At 69.0% G+C, this 16,386-nt stretch carries 15 protein-coding genes; 8 read left to right on the forward strand and 7 right to left on the reverse strand.

Annotation, left to right across the window (positions count from 1 at the left end; translation table 11 throughout):
- Positions 1 to 943 (reverse strand): hypothetical protein (locus tag D474_RS29220; RefSeq protein ID WP_017614966.1); only part of this gene is annotated, 943 nt, incomplete at its 3' end.
- A gap of 537 nt (positions 944 to 1,480) precedes the next feature.
- Between D474_RS29220 and D474_RS0118255 the strand changes: the two genes are divergently transcribed.
- Positions 1,481 to 1,906: an ATP-binding protein gene (locus D474_RS0118255; RefSeq protein ID WP_017614967.1), complete on the forward strand. Its 426-nt coding sequence runs from the start codon at positions 1,481 to 1,483 to the stop codon at positions 1,904 to 1,906.
- Between the two features lie 84 nt (positions 1,907 to 1,990).
- On the opposite strand, the gene D474_RS0118260 is transcribed toward D474_RS0118255, so the two are convergent.
- The 3 genes from D474_RS0118260 to cmtR form a co-directional block, all read right to left on the reverse strand.
- On the reverse strand, positions 1,991 to 2,185 hold the full coding sequence (locus D474_RS0118260; RefSeq protein ID WP_017614968.1) for a hypothetical protein: 195 nt from the start codon (positions 2,183 to 2,185) through the stop codon (positions 1,991 to 1,993).
- Positions 2,186 to 2,352: 167 nt separating this feature from the next.
- Positions 2,353 to 5,520 carry an efflux RND transporter permease subunit gene (locus D474_RS0118265; RefSeq protein WP_017614969.1) on the reverse strand — a complete coding sequence of 1,056 codons (3,168 nt, stop codon included), beginning with the start codon at positions 5,518 to 5,520 and terminating at the stop codon, positions 2,353 to 2,355.
- A 690-nt stretch (positions 5,521 to 6,210) separates the two neighbouring features.
- Positions 6,211 to 6,543 (reverse strand): Cd(II)/Pb(II)-sensing metalloregulatory transcriptional regulator CmtR, encoded by a 333-nt coding sequence (gene cmtR / locus D474_RS0118270; protein WP_017614970.1) that lies wholly within the window; start codon positions 6,541 to 6,543, stop codon positions 6,211 to 6,213.
- Between the two features lie 85 nt (positions 6,544 to 6,628).
- Here cmtR and D474_RS0118275 point away from each other — a divergent pair, with 85 nt between their 5' ends.
- The 5 genes from D474_RS0118275 to D474_RS0118295 all read left to right on the forward strand — a co-directional run bounded on the left by D474_RS0118275 (position 6,629) and on the right by D474_RS0118295 (position 11,632).
- A complete protein-coding gene (locus D474_RS0118275; RefSeq protein WP_017614971.1) occupies positions 6,629 to 7,540 on the forward strand; it encodes a cation diffusion facilitator family transporter in 912 nt (303 codons plus the stop codon).
- Positions 7,541 to 7,685: 145 nt separating this feature from the next.
- Positions 7,686 to 9,125: a TrkH family potassium uptake protein gene (locus D474_RS0118280; RefSeq protein WP_083931871.1), complete on the forward strand. Its 1,440-nt coding sequence runs from the start codon at positions 7,686 to 7,688 to the stop codon at positions 9,123 to 9,125.
- 46 nt (positions 9,126 to 9,171) lie between these two features.
- On the forward strand, positions 9,172 to 9,846 hold the full coding sequence (locus D474_RS0118285; protein ID WP_017614973.1) for a potassium channel family protein: 675 nt from the start codon (positions 9,172 to 9,174) through the stop codon (positions 9,844 to 9,846).
- 57 nt (positions 9,847 to 9,903) lie between these two features.
- Positions 9,904 to 10,872 carry a metal ABC transporter substrate-binding protein gene (locus tag D474_RS0118290; RefSeq protein ID WP_017614974.1) on the forward strand — a complete coding sequence of 323 codons (969 nt, stop codon included), beginning with the start codon at positions 9,904 to 9,906 and terminating at the stop codon, positions 10,870 to 10,872.
- 526 nt (positions 10,873 to 11,398) lie between these two features.
- Positions 11,399 to 11,632, forward strand: coding sequence for a DUF397 domain-containing protein (locus D474_RS0118295; RefSeq protein WP_017614975.1), 234 nt, complete (start codon positions 11,399 to 11,401; stop codon positions 11,630 to 11,632).
- 212 nt (positions 11,633 to 11,844) lie between these two features.
- On the opposite strand, the gene D474_RS0118300 is transcribed toward D474_RS0118295, so the two are convergent.
- Together D474_RS0118300 and D474_RS0118305 are read right to left on the reverse strand one after the other, a co-directional pair.
- Entirely contained in the window at positions 11,845 to 12,708 is an 864-nt protein-coding gene (locus D474_RS0118300) for a helix-turn-helix domain-containing protein (protein ID WP_017614976.1), read from the reverse strand.
- Between the two features lie 288 nt (positions 12,709 to 12,996).
- A complete protein-coding gene (locus tag D474_RS0118305; protein ID WP_017614977.1) occupies positions 12,997 to 13,494 on the reverse strand; it encodes an ATP-binding protein in 498 nt (165 codons plus the stop codon).
- Between the two features lie 274 nt (positions 13,495 to 13,768).
- On the opposite strand from D474_RS0118305, the gene D474_RS0118310 reads away from it, so the two are divergent.
- Together D474_RS0118310 and D474_RS0118315 are read left to right on the forward strand one after the other, a co-directional pair.
- Positions 13,769 to 14,527: an SDR family oxidoreductase gene (locus D474_RS0118310; RefSeq protein ID WP_026118607.1), complete on the forward strand. Its 759-nt coding sequence runs from the start codon at positions 13,769 to 13,771 to the stop codon at positions 14,525 to 14,527.
- Between the two features lie 219 nt (positions 14,528 to 14,746).
- On the forward strand, positions 14,747 to 15,349 hold the full coding sequence (locus tag D474_RS0118315; RefSeq protein WP_017614979.1) for a class I SAM-dependent methyltransferase: 603 nt from the start codon (positions 14,747 to 14,749) through the stop codon (positions 15,347 to 15,349).
- A 6-nt stretch (positions 15,350 to 15,355) separates the two neighbouring features.
- On the opposite strand, the gene D474_RS0118320 is transcribed toward D474_RS0118315, so the two are convergent.
- Positions 15,356 to 16,321 carry an LppW family protein gene (locus tag D474_RS0118320; RefSeq protein WP_040703917.1) on the reverse strand — a complete coding sequence of 322 codons (966 nt, stop codon included), beginning with the start codon at positions 16,319 to 16,321 and terminating at the stop codon, positions 15,356 to 15,358.
- Between the last annotated feature and the right edge of the window lie 65 nt (positions 16,322 to 16,386).

Raw genomic sequence — 16,386 nt, forward strand, 5'->3', positions numbered from 1 at the left:
CGCAGACCCCGCCGACCGGGCGCCCCGCGAGCACCAGGGCCAGAGCGGCCAGCCCCGTCCAGCTCACACGGGGTCCGGCTGCACGCGCAGGCGTTGCCCCGCCCCGGCGTTCTCCGCCCCCGGCCACCGGCCCCGGATCCTCCCCCGCGGCCGCCCCGAGCTCGAAGGAGACCGACAGGTAGGCACCGAACCCCCGCAGGGATCCGACGCGCACGCGGGAGCGCGGCTCGTGGCGCACCGACCATCCGGCCGCGACGAGCGCTCCGGGCAGGGTGGCGGGAAGTGTCCGAGAGAGAACCCCGGCGGGCGGCAGGCGTGCGGTGTCCGCCTTGGGGGCGGGAGGAGCGGCACCCGGGGCGGGCAACGCGCTGTGACGCACCACGAGTGCGGGAACCAGGCGGGGCGGATCGTCGCAGGAGTGCTCGACCGCCTGGCCGCCGGGCGCTTCGGCAGCACCGATGGTCTCGGGCAGAATCAGGCGTGTGAGCAGCGCAGCCAGTCCGGCGCGGAGCGGACCCGCGTCCTGGCGGTCCTGCTCGTCCACGACCGCGCCGGGTACGACGGCGCCCACGCGCGGGTCCTCCAGGTGGGCCAGCGCCCGCGTGAGCCATCGGGGCTCGGGGCACACGCCCGCAGCAACGAGCACGAGGACGTCGTCATCTCCGGAGTCCCCCTCGTCCGGTTCGCCGGGCGGGGGCGGGGCGGGACGGGCCAGGCCGGCCGCGACCAGGCGGGCAGCCAGGGCGCGGGCCCCGGGCGCGTCCGGGGTGGCCCCGGACATCCAGCACAGCAGCAAGCTGACCTGCGGCGAACTCAGCTGCACCACACCGGTGGGGCGCCCGCCGACGAGCAGGTGCCCTTCGTCGGCCAAGCGCGTGGCGGGGTCCAGAACGATGCCGTGACCGGGCGGAACAGGGGTGAGGGGGGCAGAGGGGGCGGACATCCCCATACCTTGACGCTCCGGGCATAAGGGACGCAAGACCTCTACCGTCGGCACATATGTGACCGGATCGTTGCCGAGTCACACGCACCCCACCAGTCACCGGCTCACGTGCTCGGGAGCACCCCGGACGGCCTCCCAGACCCTCTTCGTGCAGCTCACACCGGGCTACCCTGTCTGAACGCGGGGTCGTCGGGTCACCGAAAAGCGACAAAGCGTATGCTCGGAACCGCACGCGCCCTTCAGTGTCGTCGGGCACGTCCACCGCCGTAGACGACCGACCAGCACGGGAGGCCGCCCGGCTCTCCCCCACGACGCCGCTTCCCTCCCTGACCCAGGGGGCTCCGACCTGGGTGCGCGACGCCGCGCCGTGACCCGCGCCGGGCACGGACGCGACCGGGCCCGCGCACGTCCACTCGGGAAGTAGAGATGTGTGAGACGCCAGCGAACAGCAGTCCGCTCCTGACCGTGCAGCCATCGCCGGAGGACCCACCGGTCCCCGACCACTCACCCGCGCCCCTCCGACGACCGGCGAGCCCCATGAACGAGCACACCAGTCGAGCAGACCGGAGACGCTTCCCCGGGCTGCCCAATCAGATCGCCCACGCACGACAGTTCGTGGCACGACACCTCAAGCACTCACCCGAAGCGACCACCGCGGCACTCCTGACCAGTGAACTGGCCACCAACGCGATCACCCACAGCGCGTCCGGGGAACAGACCGGGAAGTTCGAGATCCGGGTCAGTGCGGCCCCGGGGTGGGCCCGCGTGGAGGTCAGGGACCTGGGAAACCTGAGCCGCACGCCCGCACCCCAGCACCGGGACCCCTACGATCCGTCCGAGAACGGTCGGGGCCTGGATCTGGTCGAGGCGCTGGCGAGCAAATGGGGGAGCGAGCCCCGCCTGGACGGCAGGGGCCGCGAAGTCTGGTTCGAGCTGGAGTGGAGCGACGACGAGCCCACCTGACAGAGCCCCGGAGGATCCGGGACCGGCGGGGCGGCGGACGCACCGACGCCGTCGCACCGGCGTGAGCGAGCGTGTGCGGCCCCGTCAGTTGCCGGAGGAGGCCGACCCCTCGGAGGCGTTCTCGTTGCCGTCGTCGGCGGTCTCGTCGTCGGTGGTGTCGGTGTGGGGAATGCGGTAGCGCTCGTAGAGCTGTCGGGCGTAGTCCTTGGCGTCCTGGGAGGGCTCGTCGCCGAGCTCGTCACGGACGAGGTCGTCGAGGCTCTTCTTCGTTTCACTCATGTCTCGAAAGAGTGCCTGGACTGCCCGGATAGCACAAATCGGCTCTCCGGCGGCAGAGGGAGCCGACCCGGTGGCCGCAACCGGCCATCACGGGAGGGCATGAAAGAAAACGTCCCCGTGGCGGGGCCCTCCNTGAATGTGACCCGCGTCTCATTCAGGGCCGTGGGTCAGTCGGCCTTCGCTTCCTTCTCGGCACGGCGCTGACGCTTGCGCTCGTAACGCGCGGCCCACTTGGCCTCACGCTTGGCCCGGCGCCACTCCACCAGCTGGTAGAGGACCGGGACCAGCACGAGCGTGCCCAGCGTCGAGGTGAGCAGACCACCGATGACCACGATCGCCACCGGACCGGAGATGAACACCCCGCCACCGGCGAGACCGGTGGCCAGCGGCACCAGCGCGACCATCGTGCCGACCGCGGTCATCAGGATGGGCCGCAGACGGAGGCGCGAACCCTCCACGATCGCCTCGCCCATCTCCATGCCCTGCTTGCGCTTCTGGTTGATGAGGTCCAGGAGCACGATGGCGTTGGTGATGACGATGCCGACGAGCATCAGCATGCCGATCAGGGCTGCCGCGCCGAGCGGCGTGTTCGTGAGCATCAGCAGACCCAGCGAACCGGTGGCTGCGAAGGGCACCGAGACCAGCATGATGAGCGGCTGGATCAGACTCTTGACCGTGGCCACCATGATCAAGTATGAGATCACGATCGCTGCCAGGATCGCGAGGCCCAGCTGCGCGAAGCCCTCGGTCTGGTCCTCGCTCACGCCGCCGATGCTCGCCGAGGCGCCGGAGGGCAGGTCGAGGCCGTTGAGCGTCTCGTCCATCTCCATGCTCACAGCACCGAGGTCGGTGCCGGTCGCCGCGGCCGTGACGCTGGTGCTGGTGACCCCGTCGATGCGGGTCAGCTCCGGCGGCTGCTCGACCTCTTCGACGTCGGCGACGTCGGAGAGCACCAGGTCGTCCCCAGTGGGCGCGGCCAGCTCCAAGTCCTCGAGCTGTGCGCGGGTCTCGGGGGCCTCGTCGGTGAGCACGACCATGTCGTGGCGCACATCGTCGAGCGTGGCGTTGCCGACCTCCTGGCCGTTGAAGGCCGCGGACAGCATCTGCCCGATCGTGGCCTCGTCGAGCCCGTGCTCGGCGGCCTCCTCACCGTCGACGTGCACCTCCAGCGAGGACTGCGTCTCGCTCAGCTCGCTGGCGACGTCCTCGGCACCGTCGATGTCGCGCATGGCGTCCTCGACGAGCCCGGTCGCCTCGGCCAGGGTCGCCTGGTCGTCGGCGGTGACCTGTACCTCGAGGTCGGAACCGCCCATGCCGCCCATGGAGTCCAGGCGCGGTTCGTTCTCGGTGTCCACCTGCGCGAACTCCTCGCGGAGCACGTCGCGGTTGCGGAGCTGGTCGGTCTCGGGGTCGGCAGTGATGGTGTAGTCGATCTGGTCGACACCTCCGCCGGCTCCGCCGCCGCCCATCATCGGGTCGCCGCCGATGTTGGTCTGGAACGTGTCGATCCAGGCCATGCCGGACAGCAAGTCCTCGACCTGCTCGGCCTCCTCCTGGGCCGCCGCGACCGAGGTGCCCGGCTCCAGCTCCTGGACAGCGAAGTAGTTGTTCTCCTCCGCCTCACCGAGCCAGTCCGTCTCGGAATTGGTGGCCATGGCGACGGTGCCGCCCATGACGACGACGCTCGCAGCCAGAGTCAGTGCGGTGGCCGAACGGCGCTTGGTGGTGATCCAGCGGATGACCGGGAGGTAGAGGCGCTGGATCGGCGTGCGCTTCTCCGCCTCGGCCTGCTCGGCCTGGATCTCCTCCTGGCTGCGGTCGCCGGTCTCGCGCGGGCGTAGGAACCAGTAGCACAGCACGGGCGTGATGGTCAGCGCGACCAGGAGCGAACCGCCCAGGGCCAGGGCGCTGGTGACTGCGAAGGGCAGGAAGATCTCGCCGACCATACCGCCGACGAAGGCCAGCGGAAGGAACACCGCGATGGTGGCCAGCGACGAGGAGGCCACAGCGGTGGCGACCTCGCCGACACCGTCCTTGACGGCGGCCATGCGCTCCTTGCCGTAACTCATGTGGCGTCTGATGTTCTCCAGCACCACGATGGAGTCGTCGACCACACGCCCGATGGCGATGGTGACCGCAGCCAGGGTCAGCATGTTCAGCGTGAACCCGAACCCGGCCATGCCGATGAAGGCGACCAGCACCGACGTCGGGATGGACACCGCCACCACGAGCGTCGACCTGATCGACAGCAGGAACGCCAGGATCACGATGATCGAGGCGATCAGGGCGTAACCGCCGGCCTCCAGCATGTCGGAGACCGAGTCGTTGATGAACGGGGCCTGGTCGAAGACGACCCCGACGTTGACGTCGTCGCCGAGCAGGTCGGACTGCTCGTCGATCACGTCGTGGACACCCTCGGAGATCTCGACGGTGTTGCCGTCGGGGGTGGCCATGACCATGAGGGCGATGCTGGGCTCGCCGTCGAGGCGCGCGATGGTCTCGGTGTCCTCCTCCTGGAGACTGACCTCGGCGACCTCGCTGATCTGTACGGGCTCGGGCTGTGCGGCCGGAGGGGCGCCCGGCATCTCGGCGGACTCGTCCACGCCCTGCGAGGGCTGGACCCACACGTCCTCGATCTGGGACAGCGAGGTGAACTCCTCGCCGGTGGTGACGCTGAGGGTGCGATCGCCCTCGTCGACGCTGCCGCCGGCCTGCACCAGGCCGTTGGCCTCGAGCGCTTCGGTGACGTCCTGCGAGGAGAGCCCCGCGTCCTCGAGCTCGTCGTCGTCCAGGTCGACCTCCACCCGCTCCTCGGCGGTGCCGGAGAGGCTGGCCGAGCGCACCCCGGGCACCGACTCGATGTCGGGGACGAGCACGTTCTCGACCGTGGAGACCAGGCCGGCCTCGTCTCCGTTGGAGGTGCCGATGGCCATCATCATGACCGGCATCATGTCCATGCTCATGGACATGACCTCGGGGTCGACGTCGTCGGGGAGCATCCCTGCCATCTGGTCGACGGCCACCTGGGTCTCGCGGACGACGGCGTCCTGCTCATGGCCGTAGTCGAACTCGGCCATGATCTGGGCGTTGCCGGTGCTGGAGGTGGAGGTGACGCTCTCGACGCCCTCCACGCCCTGGACGGCCTGCTCGATCGTCTCGGTGACCTGGCTCTCTACGACCTGCGGTGTGGCGCCCTCGTAGTCGGCGCTGACCATGACCATGGGCAGGTCCATGTCCGGGAAGAGTTCCCGCTTGGCCGAGCTGGCCGCGAAGGTCCCGAAGAAGAGCACCGCAAGGGTGATGAGCAGTACGAGCGCCCGGTTACCGAGCGACATCGTCGCAAGACGGTTCACTCCGCCACCCCTTCCGGTCGTGCCCGGCGGCACGTGCGCCCGGCACGGGGCACGCCCCCTCCGCCGGTTCCGGTGGCCAGTCTGGACATGAGAGGTCCTCGCTCCTTCGTCAGGCGTGTGGCCGGCGGGAACCGCCCCCGTCGGGGCCCCGCCGGGATACCGGTGGCGACGCGCGGGCCTCACCTGCGCACGTCCGCCGCGGAGACACGGGCGCACCGCGCCGCGCACGTCCTCGTGTGGGGAACCGGTGAGTGGGCCGGGCCGTCGACGGCAGCCCGTACGCGTCGTCGCGCGCGTCCGGCCGGAGGGAGGGTCTCGTCCCCGCCGGACGCACGATTCACCTTACGTCGCGTTATATCGGGAAGTCCGGCGCCCCGGGCGGGTTCAGGGAACTCTCAGGGTCACGTCAGCCTTCGGTCGGGGTCATCCCCAGACCAAAGTTAGGGACATCGTGCGAAAGTCGAAGATTCCCCCGGCTGAGGTGGTCCTTCACACCCACCTCAGGGTCGCACGGCTGTAGCGGACCTCACAGTGGCCGTTTTCGGCCATCCGGAAGCAGGGCACGTGCGAGCAGAGGCCCTCGGGGTCGGTCCGGCCTTCCGGACAAGGGGGGACGACGGTCTGCAACGGGGGCGGGCAGAGGGCGGACGCGGCCGCGGCGTCGGCGAGCCCTCAGGCCGGGTCGAGCCTGTCGCCGGGACTCTGGTGGGAGCGCGACGTACCCCACACCACCTGGAGCAGGTCCTCCAGCGCGTGAGCGAGGGAGGCGTCGACCAGTTCGTAGCTGACCTGGCGCCCGCGCGCATGTGTGCTCACCAGGCCGCAGTCGCGCAGGCAGGCCAGGTGGTTGGAGACGTTCTGGCGTGTGAGGCCGAGCTGGTCGGCCAGGCCGGCCGGGTAGTTGGGCCCTTCCAGGAGGGCGAGGAGGAGCCGCGAGCGCGTGGGGTCCGACAGCGCGCGCCCGAGCCGCTGGATCGCGTCGAGGCGCTGAGTGGAGGTCAACATGAAAATCATTGTACAAAGTTTGGTGTATAGACACTGCAGGCTGTATAAACAGTGGCGACTGAACTGTTTCTGAGGAGGTGCGCCCATGGGGGCCGGCCACGACCACGGACACGTGACCGCCGGGACCGCCAACCGCGGTCGGCTGGCGATCGTCCTGGGGATGATGCTCACCGTCGCGGCCGTGCAGGTCGTCGGCGCCGTCTACAGCGGAAGCCTCGCCCTGCTCGCCGACGCCGGACACACCGTCACCGACTCCCTCGGGGTCGCCCTGGCGCTCGTCGCCGTGTGGGTCGCCGCAAAACCCGCCACCGACCGGCGCACGTTCGGTTACCAGCGCGCCGAGATCCTCGCCGCCGCGGTCAACGCCATCGTGCTGTTCGTGCTGTGCGGCTTCATCGTCTACGAGGCCGTCGGCCGCCTCCAGGAGCCCACCGACGTCTCCGGCCCCGGCATGATGGTGGTGGCTGCCTTCGGGCTCACCCTCAACATCGCCGCCCTGTTCGTCCTGCGTTCGGGGGCCAAGGAGAGCCTCAACGTCAAGGGCGCATACCTGGAGGTCATGGGAGACGCCCTGGCCTCGGTCGGGGTCATCGCGAGCGGCGCGATCGTGTGGCTGACCGGGTGGAGCCAGGCCGACACACTCGTTTCGCTGATCATCGCCGCGATCATCGTTCCGCGTGCCTGGTCCCTGCTGCGGGAGGCCCTGCACGTGCTGCTCGAGGCCACCCCCAAGGACATGGACCTGGCCGAGGTCCGCGACCACCTGCTTCGGCATCCCTCGGTCGTGGACGTGCACGACCTGCACGCCTGGACCATCACCTCCGGTGTCCCGGTCATGTCCGCGCACGTGGTGGTGCGCGAGGAGGACCTGGTCGACACCGGTCTCATGCTCGACCAGCTCCACGCGTGCCTGTCCGGCCACTTCGACGTCGAACACTCCACGCTGCAGATCGAACCGCCCGGCCATTTCGACCACGAGGGCGCCCGGCACCTCTGAGGGCCGGGGCAGGACACCGTTCCCGACCCGATAGTGTGCGCGACGGTCGGTTGCGGCCGCCCGAGCAGTGGAGTTCTGGCACAATTCCTCCGGGCCATACCGATGAGGAGCGAAAAGTGACACCCGCGCCTGCCAGGGGGCCAGCATGACTGGCCGACCGAGCCGCCCCCCGCAAACACATCTGGGCCGCGTCTTCGACCGCCTCAGGCGTGCGCGGCGACGCACCTCTCCGTTCCACCGTCGTCATCCGCATGGCGGTCAGGGCGGCCTCAAACCGGCGAGGGTCTTCCTACTGCTGTTCGTGACCGTGGACCTCCTCGGCACCGGACTGCTGCTGACACCGGCAGCTTCCACCGGCCCGGACAACCTCACCTTCGTCGAAGCCCTCTTCACCGCGACGACGGCACTCGCGGTGTGCGGCCTCAGCATCATCTCCATCGGTGGTGATCTCACACACTTCGGCCAAGGTGTCGTCCTTGCACTCATGCAGGTCGGTGGCATGGGCATCATGACAGTGGCCGCACTGCTCGGGACGGCGGTGGTCCACAGGTTCGGTCTCCGGATGCAACTCAATGTGCAGGCCGAGACCAAGAGCCTCTGGGTCGGGGACGTCCGCGGACTGGTCAGCAGGGTCTCCCTCATTTTCCTCACGGTGCAGAGCATCACGTTCGCTCTGATCACCCCCCGGATGTGGCTCGCCTACGACATGGAACTGAGCGAAGCCCTTTACAGCGGCCTCTTCCACTCCGTCTCCGCTTTCAACAACGCGGGCCTCTCCCTCTACGACGACAGCATGACCCAGTTCTCCGGCGACGCACTGGTCCTCTTCCCGATCGCGTTGGCCGTGGTTCTGGGCGGCATCGGTTTCCCGGTGATCATCGAGCTCTGGCGGCGTTTCCGGCTTCCCAGGGCGTGGAGCCTGCACACGAAGATCACTCTGACGACCTCCGCTGTGCTCCTCGCGGGCGCCAGCCTTCTGATCCCTGCTCTGGAGTGGAACAACGCGCAGACACTCGGCGAGCTCCACTGGTGGGCCCGGATCACCGACGGGGTGTTCCACGGTGTCATGCCGCGCAGCGGTGGGCTCAACGTGACCGATGTAGGTGCGATGGAAGACTCCACGCTCCTGTTCACGATCATGCTCATGTTCGTGGGCGGGGGGAGCGCGGGCACGGCCGGCGGCATCAAGGTCGCCACCCTCGCGGTCATCAGCTGCGTGATCTTCGCCGAGGTCCGGTCCCAGGACCGGGTGCACGTCTTCGACCGCCAACTGCCCGCTGCCGTCATCCGGCAGTCGCTGAGCCTGATCTTCATGTCGGCGACCGTGGTCGCCTTCTGCACCCTGCTCCTGCTCGCCACCACCTCGTACAATTTCCTCCCCGTGCTGTTCGAGATGGTTTCGGCTGTCGGGGTCGTCGGCCTGTCGATGGGCCTGACACCCGAACTCCCGCCGTGGGCACAGTCGATGATCATCGTGCTCATGGCCGCCGGGCGCATCGGGCCCATCACCTTCGTCACCGCGCTCGCCATGAGCGATCGCAAGCGCCGCTACGCCTTGGCCGAGGACCGCCCGGTCATCGGTTGAGGGAACCCGCAGTATTCCCTTCGTACAACGGCAGGAGGAGCCGACCATGTCCCACCGCAAGAGCCGTGAGAAGGACAAGAGCGTCCTCGTGATCGGCCTGGGCCGATTCGGTAGCTCTCTCGCCCTGGAACTGATGAACTACGGCTGGGAGGTCCTCGCAGTGGACAGCAACCCCCGCCGCGTCCAGCGTTACTCGGAGTCCCTCACCCACACGGTCGTCGCTGACGCCACTGACGAGGAGGCTCTCCGCCAGATCGGGGCGGAGCAGTTCACACGCGCGGTCGTAGCGATCGGCACTCACCTGGAGGAGAGCATCCTCTGCACGTCGTTGCTCGTCGACCTGGACATCGACCTCATCTGGGCCAAGGCCACGAGCCGCCGCCACGGGCGCATCCTCGAACAGGTGGGGGCCCATCGCGTGGTGTTGCCGGAACACGACATGGGTGAGCGGGTCGCGCACCTCATGTCGGGCCGGGTCCTCGACTACGTGGAGATCGAGGAGGGGTTCTCGCTCATCAAGACGCCCACCCCCCGGCGACTACAGGGTGTGCCCCTGGGGGAATCCGGCATCCGAAAGGAGTACGGGATCACCGTGGTGTCGGTCAAGCATTCGGGGCAGCCGTTCACGTACGCCACGCAGCAGACCGTTCTCGACTCGGGCGACCTCATCGTCGTCGCCGGCAGGACCCATGACGTCGACCGCTTCGCCGAGGTGCGCTGAGGACCAGGACGAGCCGGACAAATTGACAACCGTTTTCATTCTCACGATCATTGAGGCATGCGAACTGGGACCACCGTGCGGACCGCTGCCGTCGGCGCCGCTCTGATGACAATCACCGCCTGTGGCGGGCAGGGAGGCGAGGCCAACGGGGCCTCGCCCGAGGACGCGGAGATGACGCTGGTCACCGGCGTGTACCCGCTGGAGTGGCTGGCCACGGAGATCGGGGGCGAGCGCGTCTCCGTCAGCCAGCTCACCGAGCCGGGGGCCGAACCGCACGACCTGGAGCTGACCGGACGCCAGATCGGTGAGGTCAGCGAGGCCGACATCGCCTTCTACGTCGGCGGACTCCAGCCCGCCGTGGACGAGGCCGTGGACCAGGAGGCCTCCGACACCGCGCTCGACGTCGGCGACGTGGTCGACCTGATCCCGGTCGAGGCCATCGACGGCGACGACGGCCATGACCACGACCATGAGCACGGGGACGACGAGGGCCACGACCACGGCGACCACGACCCGCACTTCTGGCTCGACACCGACCGCATGGGAGAGGCCGCGGCCGCCCTCGCCGAGCGCATGGGCGAGGTCGACCCCGAGGGCGCCGACGCCTACGAGGCCAACGCCGAACAGCTCTCCCAGGAGCTCGGGGCGATCAGCGAGGAGTACGAGGAGGGCCTGGGCTCCTGTGAGCACAACGACGTCGTGGTCGGCCACACCGCCTTCACCTACCTCACCGAGGCGCACGGCCTGGAGCAGGTGGGCGTGAGCGGCGTCGATCCCGACACCGAGCCCTCCCCCGCACAGATCGCCGAGATCTCCGACGTGGTGGAGGAGCGCGACATCGGCACGGTCTTCACCGAGCCGCTCATGCCGGCCGAGACCGCGGAGACCATTGCCGGGGAGACCGGCGCCGACGTCGAGGTGCTCGACCCGCTCGAGGGTGTCACCGAGGACTCCCCCGGCGACGACTACCCCTCGATCATGCGCGGCAACCTGGACGCGCTGAACGGCGCGCTCGGGTGCAGCTGACCGGTTCCCGGCTGATCGGCCCGGGCTGATCGGACCTCACAGCGGGGTGGGCGGACGCGTTCCGCCCACCCCCTTCGTCGTCCGGCCTGCTGCGGGGACGCTTCTTGTCACTGGAGCAGAGATCGACGCTGGAACCGGCTCCAGCAGCAAGCTCCCCGAGGGGCGGCACAGGACGTGCGAGCCCCGGATCTCCGGCAGTCCCCGGGGGGGCTTCTCGCGGGCCCCTCGGAGCATCCCGACCGCCTCACGAGGCACTGTTTCGACCCGGTTGCCCGGTTCCTACCCCGACACCCCGATCCCCTGATACGCCCCCGTGACCTGCATGTTCTCCGACTGCAACCCCTTGCAACCTGAGCTCGGAATGCCCTTCCAGGCTGTTGGCCACATCGCACTCACATCACTGGAAACCCTCGGACAAGTGGCCGGGGTCACGCTATGCTTGTGAAGGTGTCAGTGCTTCTGCACGTGCATTTGGCAGTGCATCAGCACGCGACTTCGATCCCCTCGAGAGAAGGAGCAAGCAAGCATGACCGCACACAACGGTGTCCGTGCGACCGAGCTGACCGGCGCCGCCTGGCAGAAGGCCCGTCGCAGCAACTCCCAGGGCGCCTGCGTCGAGATGGCCCGGCTCGGAGACGGGTCCATCGCCGTGCGCAATTCGCGTTTCCCGTCCGGTCCCGCTCTCGTCTACACCCAGGAGGAGATCGACTGCCTCATCCTGGGCGCCAAGGACGGGGACTTCGACAACCTCCTCGGCTGATCGCCGCGGACACGAACCCTGCGGGGCCGCTCCGGCCGGCGCGCAGCCGGACGCGGCCCCGGGCGACGGTTCCCGCACGGGAGCAGCGCCCGGGGGACCGGGGTCGGAACCCCGGCCCTCACCTGAACCCTTCCGGACACGACGAAGCGGCGCCCCGGAGACCCGGCGGAGGACGCCGGTCCCGAGAACGCCGCACACGGACGGCCCCGCTCTCACCCGTCGGTGGCGGAGCGTCCCTTCTCCAACTCGTCGAGGATCTCCTTGAGCATGCCCTTGGTCTGTTCGGGGGTCGCCGCGGCCACGCTCAGGCCCGTCATCGCCTTGGTGTAGGCCTCCACGGCCGGGCGGCGGTCCACGATCTCCGCCCCGGTCAGGTTCTCCAGGTAGACCAGGTCTGAGAGCTCGAACTCCGAGTACCGCAGGATCGTGAAGGAGCCGGCCTCCGCGGCGTGCACACCGGCGGAGAACGGGACGATCTGGATCGTGATGTTGGGGTAGTTCTCCGCGAGGTCGATGAGCCTGCGCATCTGGCCGCTCATGATGCTCAGCCCCTGCTCGGTCTGCCCGCCGACCGGACGGCGCACGGCGGCCTCGTCGAGGATCACCCACATACGCATCGCGGTGTCCTCCTCGACGCGCTTCTGTCTCTCGAGCCTGGCCTGGATGCGCTGCTCGGTGACCTCGTCGGAGGCGTTCCCCGCGGAGATGACCTCACGGACGTAGGGCTCGGTCTGCAGCAGCCCCGGCACGAACTGGGACTCGTAGACACGGATGTGGTCGGCGGCCTCCTCGAAGCCCACGTACCGGGTGAACCACTTGTGCAGGGAATCGCCGTAGCGCTTCCACCACCCGGGCTCGTTCGACTCCTTGGCCATCTGGAGGTAGGCCTTCATGCGCGTGCGGTCGGTGACCCCGTACATCTTGAGGAGGTCCTCGATATCGCGCACTTTGAAACCGACGCGGCCGAGTTCCATACGGCTGATCTTCGACGCGGAGGCGCGAATGCGCTCTCCGGCGTCCTCGCGGGAGATACCACGCGCCTCGCGATACTCACGCAGCTCGTGGCCGAGGAGCATGCGACGCACAGTGGGGCCGCTCCCCGCACGCAATCGAGCGATATCCACGTTCGCCGCCTCTCTGTCATTCCGCCGCACAAGGGTATCCGAGTTCAGGAGAGTTCGGGGGTACGGACGGGAGACTACACATACACGACAGGGCCTCAGCGGATCGAGCCCCTCCGACCGAGGACGTCCCCTCCCGGACCGATCGGCCCACCGCGACCCCCGGACCCCTGCGGGGAGGCCGGTCGGCACCGACCGGGGTCCGTGCCCGGGACGGTGCACCGTGGGCGCCGGCCTCGGGGCTCACACGAATTGCGCCCAGACGAACTTTCCTCCGGGCTGTGTGGGAATCACCCCCCACTCTCGCGCGAAAGCACTCACCAAGGCAAGCCCCCGCCCCCCTTCCAGGGTGAGGTCGGTCTGCCTTCTGCGGGGCAAGGTATCCGATCCGTCACGAACCGCACAGATGAATTCCCCTCCGCTGCGCATGAGGGAGAGCTGAATATCCCGGTCGCGGCGCCGACCGGAGGAGGAGGGCACCCCGTGCCGGACGGCATTGGTCACCAATTCGGAAACGACGACCATGACTCCCCCGGACAAGTACTGCATCTCCCATTCGTGCAGAAGGGCCTCGGAAATCTCACGTGCGACGCCCACCGTGTGGGGCCGCGGATCGAAGGTCCATGTGACGGCGTCGTGTGTGTCGCCGCAGACAGGCGTGTTCCAGCGCCGGGAACCGTGCGTGAGGACCCTGAGCCACCACCCTCGGGCGGGTTCGGTGATCGCCTCCGCGCACTCCATGCCTTCCACCCCTCTCCGGGCGCGTGCCCGTGCACGGGTCGTATGCACGTGCATCTGACTCTTGCAGGCAATCGTAGGCCACGGCCCGCGAAAGATCAGGGAAACCGGAAACCTGGTGCACGTGCACAGGCTAATCCCTGGTCGTGGCGCCCGGAAAACTTCTGCCCGCGCCGACGGGGCCTTCCGGAAGGGACCCCGGACACTTACCGACCGGCAGGCATGGCGATAGGATTCCTCCGCGCCCACCGCGTGAAAGATGGAGGTAAACGCACCTATGTCCGCAACACCTCGAGTGGCGATCGTGACCGGAGCGGCCCGCGGTATCGGAGCCGCCACCGCCGAGCGCCTCGCACGTGAGGGTCGTTCCGTCGCCGTGTTGGACCTGAAGGAGGCCGACGCCCAGGAGGTCGTCGACCGCATCACCGCCGAGGGCGGCACCGCCCTGGCCGTGGGCTGCGACGTCTCCGACCCCGACCAGGTCGAGACGGCGGTCAAGTCAGTGGCCGACCGCCTCGGCCCGCCCGCGATCCTGGTCAACAACGCCGGGGTCCTGCGCGACAACCTCCTCTTCAAGATGTCGGTGGAGGACTGGGACACCGTCATGAACGTGCACCTGCGGGGCGCGTTCCTGATGAGCAAGGCCGCCCAGGCATACATGACCGAGCACGGGTGGGGGCGCATCGTCAACCTCTCCAGCTCCTCGGCGCAGGGCAACCGGGGCCAGGCCAACTACTCCACCGCCAAGGCCGGCCTGCAGGGCTTCACCAAGACGCTCTCCATCGAGCTGGGCAAGTTCGGCGTCACCTGCAACGCCGTCGCCCCCGGTTTCGTCGAGACCGCGATGACGCGCGCGACCGCCGATCGCATCGGGGTCGGGTTCGACGAGATGAAGGCGTTCAAGGAGGCGGAGATCCCCGTGCGGCGCGCGGGTCAGCCCGACGACATCGCGAACACGATCGCGTTCCTCACGGGTGAGGACGCCGGTTACGTGTCCGGGCAGGTCATTTATGTGTCGGGCGGTCCTCTCGACTAGGGCGCCCCATCGGTCGAACGCCGTCCGGGACCGGCCACCGGGCGGCGTCTCCGTCCGGTCGCACACGGCAGGGCCCCGCGAACGCGGGGCCCTCTCGTGTTCTCGCCCACGAGTACGGTGCCCCGGCAGGGGGTGGCCGGTTGTGGCCATGGCGCAGGGCCTCCCCCGAAGTTCGGAGGACGGTGTTCTCACCTCGGCTCCCCGGCTAGGGTCCGGGGTATGAGCAGAGCGACGCGCTGGTTCACCGAGACCAAGGAAGGCCACTCCCAGTGGTACATCGACCGTTTCCGCACGATGGCGGCCGAAGGGGCCGACCTGGCAGGGGAAGCGCGTTTCGTGGATGCGATGCTGCCACGCGCGGCCCGGGTGCTCGACGCCGGGTGCGGGAGCGGCAGGATCTCCGGTGAGCTGCACCGCCGCGGCCACCAGGTCGTCGGGGTGGACGTCGATCCGGCCCTGATCGAGGCTTCAGCCCAGGACCACCCCGGGCCGGAGTACGCCGTCGCCGATCTGGCCGACCTGGATCTGGCCGGGCACGGGATCAATGAGCCGTTCGACGCCGCGGTCCTGGCCGGCAACGTGATGTGCTTCGTGGCGCCCGGGTCCGAGACCGACGTGCTGGCCTCCGTGGCGCGCCACGTCAGGGCCGACGGGTTCGTCGTCGTGGGTTTCGGGCTGGGCCGTACGCTCACCCTCGCGGAGTTCGACCAGCACGTGACCGCCGCCGGACTCGCGGTGGAGCACCGGTTCGCGACCTGGGACATCAAGGCCTGGTCGGAGGGGGCCGACTTCGCCGTGAGCGTCCTGCGGCACAAGGGCTGAGCACAGTCAGCGCTCGGGTGACGCCGCGTCGGGCACGGTGCCGCCTTCCATGGCGCCGGTGACGTGGAGGACGGCCTCCTCGACCATCGCGATACCGCCCCCGTAGTCTGCCTGACCGTCGGAGAGCACGGCGACCAGGTACTCGCGCTCGTCGCCGGCAACGTACCCGACGGAGTTGACCGTCCACAGGCCGCCGTTGTCCTCGCGGGGCACCCACCCGTTCTTGAGCCCGACCGTGTCGCCGGGGCCGGCGGCCGCGTTCACGCCCCACACCTGTTCGGGGGCGACCGACTCCATGAGCTCACGGATCTGGGCGTTGCCCTCCGAGGTCAGCGGCCCTTCGTCCAGGTACAGGGCGCGCAGGAGGCGGAGCTGATCGGCGGCGGTCGTCATGGTCGAACCCCAGGATCCTTCCGGGTCCGGCTCCGTACGGTGCAGACCGAACGCCTCGGCGCCCTCCTCGAAACCTTCGGTGTAGCCGATGTCGTCGTAGAGGTCGTCGGTGACCTCGTTGTCGCTGTACCGGATCATCTCCTCGACCTGGGCCCGTTCGGCGTCGGTGAGGTCGCGGCCGTCCTGCTCCGCGATGTGCACCAGCATCGCCAGGACCGACAGCTTGGCCACGCTCGCGGTCGGGATCCGGACGTGCGCGCCGTGGCTGAAGGTCGCACCGGTGCGCAGGTCCTGCACCGCGATCCCGAAGTCGTGCCCCTGGGCCAGAGTGTCGAGTTCGGCGGTGAGCTCGGCGCGGCGCTCCTCATCCAGCGGGACGCCGTGCACGGCGGGGTCGGAGGCCGGGTCAGAGGGCTCCAGTGTGGCGGAGTCACGGGCGAGCAGCGCGTCGACCGTGTGCGCATCGTCGTGGGCAGGGGCGCCGGAGGCCGACAGGACGACCAGCATTGAGAGCGCCGCCGCGACGGCCGCGACGACGTTGGTACGAGTCCGGGTCACAGCGGGTGGACGACGAGACATGGCATCACCGGCTCCGTCGACGGAACGGACAGACGGGTGTCTATCATTCAGGTCAAATACCCTCA

The organism is Nocardiopsis salina YIM 90010 (assembly GCF_000341025.1).
In the GTDB taxonomy this organism is placed as follows: Bacteria; Actinomycetota; Actinomycetes; order Streptosporangiales; family Streptosporangiaceae; genus Nocardiopsis; species Nocardiopsis salina.

Coding starts and splice junctions, on each gene's coding strand:
- D474_RS0118255 (WP_017614967.1), top strand. CDS start 1,481: ATGAACGAGCACACCAGTCGAGCAGACCGGAGACGCTTCCCCGGGCTG.
- D474_RS0118260 (WP_017614968.1), bottom strand. CDS start 2,185: ATGAGTGAAACGAAGAAGAGCCTCGACGACCTCGTCCGTGACGAGCTC.
- D474_RS0118265 (WP_017614969.1), bottom strand. CDS start 5,520: ATGTCGCTCGGTAACCGGGCGCTCGTACTGCTCATCACCCTTGCGGTG.
- cmtR (WP_017614970.1), bottom strand. CDS start 6,543: ATGTTGACCTCCACTCAGCGCCTCGACGCGATCCAGCGGCTCGGGCGC.
- D474_RS0118275 (WP_017614971.1), top strand. CDS start 6,629: ATGGGGGCCGGCCACGACCACGGACACGTGACCGCCGGGACCGCCAAC.
- D474_RS0118280 (WP_083931871.1), top strand. CDS start 7,686: ATGACTGGCCGACCGAGCCGCCCCCCGCAAACACATCTGGGCCGCGTC.
- D474_RS0118285 (WP_017614973.1), top strand. CDS start 9,172: ATGTCCCACCGCAAGAGCCGTGAGAAGGACAAGAGCGTCCTCGTGATC.
- D474_RS0118290 (WP_017614974.1), top strand. CDS start 9,904: ATGCGAACTGGGACCACCGTGCGGACCGCTGCCGTCGGCGCCGCTCTG.
- D474_RS0118295 (WP_017614975.1), top strand. CDS start 11,399: ATGACCGCACACAACGGTGTCCGTGCGACCGAGCTGACCGGCGCCGCC.
- D474_RS0118300 (WP_017614976.1), bottom strand. CDS start 12,708: ATGCTCCTCGGCCACGAGCTGCGTGAGTATCGCGAGGCGCGTGGTATC.
- D474_RS0118305 (WP_017614977.1), bottom strand. CDS start 13,494: ATGGAGTGCGCGGAGGCGATCACCGAACCCGCCCGAGGGTGGTGGCTC.
- D474_RS0118310 (WP_026118607.1), top strand. CDS start 13,769: ATGTCCGCAACACCTCGAGTGGCGATCGTGACCGGAGCGGCCCGCGGT.
- D474_RS0118315 (WP_017614979.1), top strand. CDS start 14,747: ATGAGCAGAGCGACGCGCTGGTTCACCGAGACCAAGGAAGGCCACTCC.
- D474_RS0118320 (WP_040703917.1), bottom strand. CDS start 16,321: ATGTCTCGTCGTCCACCCGCTGTGACCCGGACTCGTACCAACGTCGTC.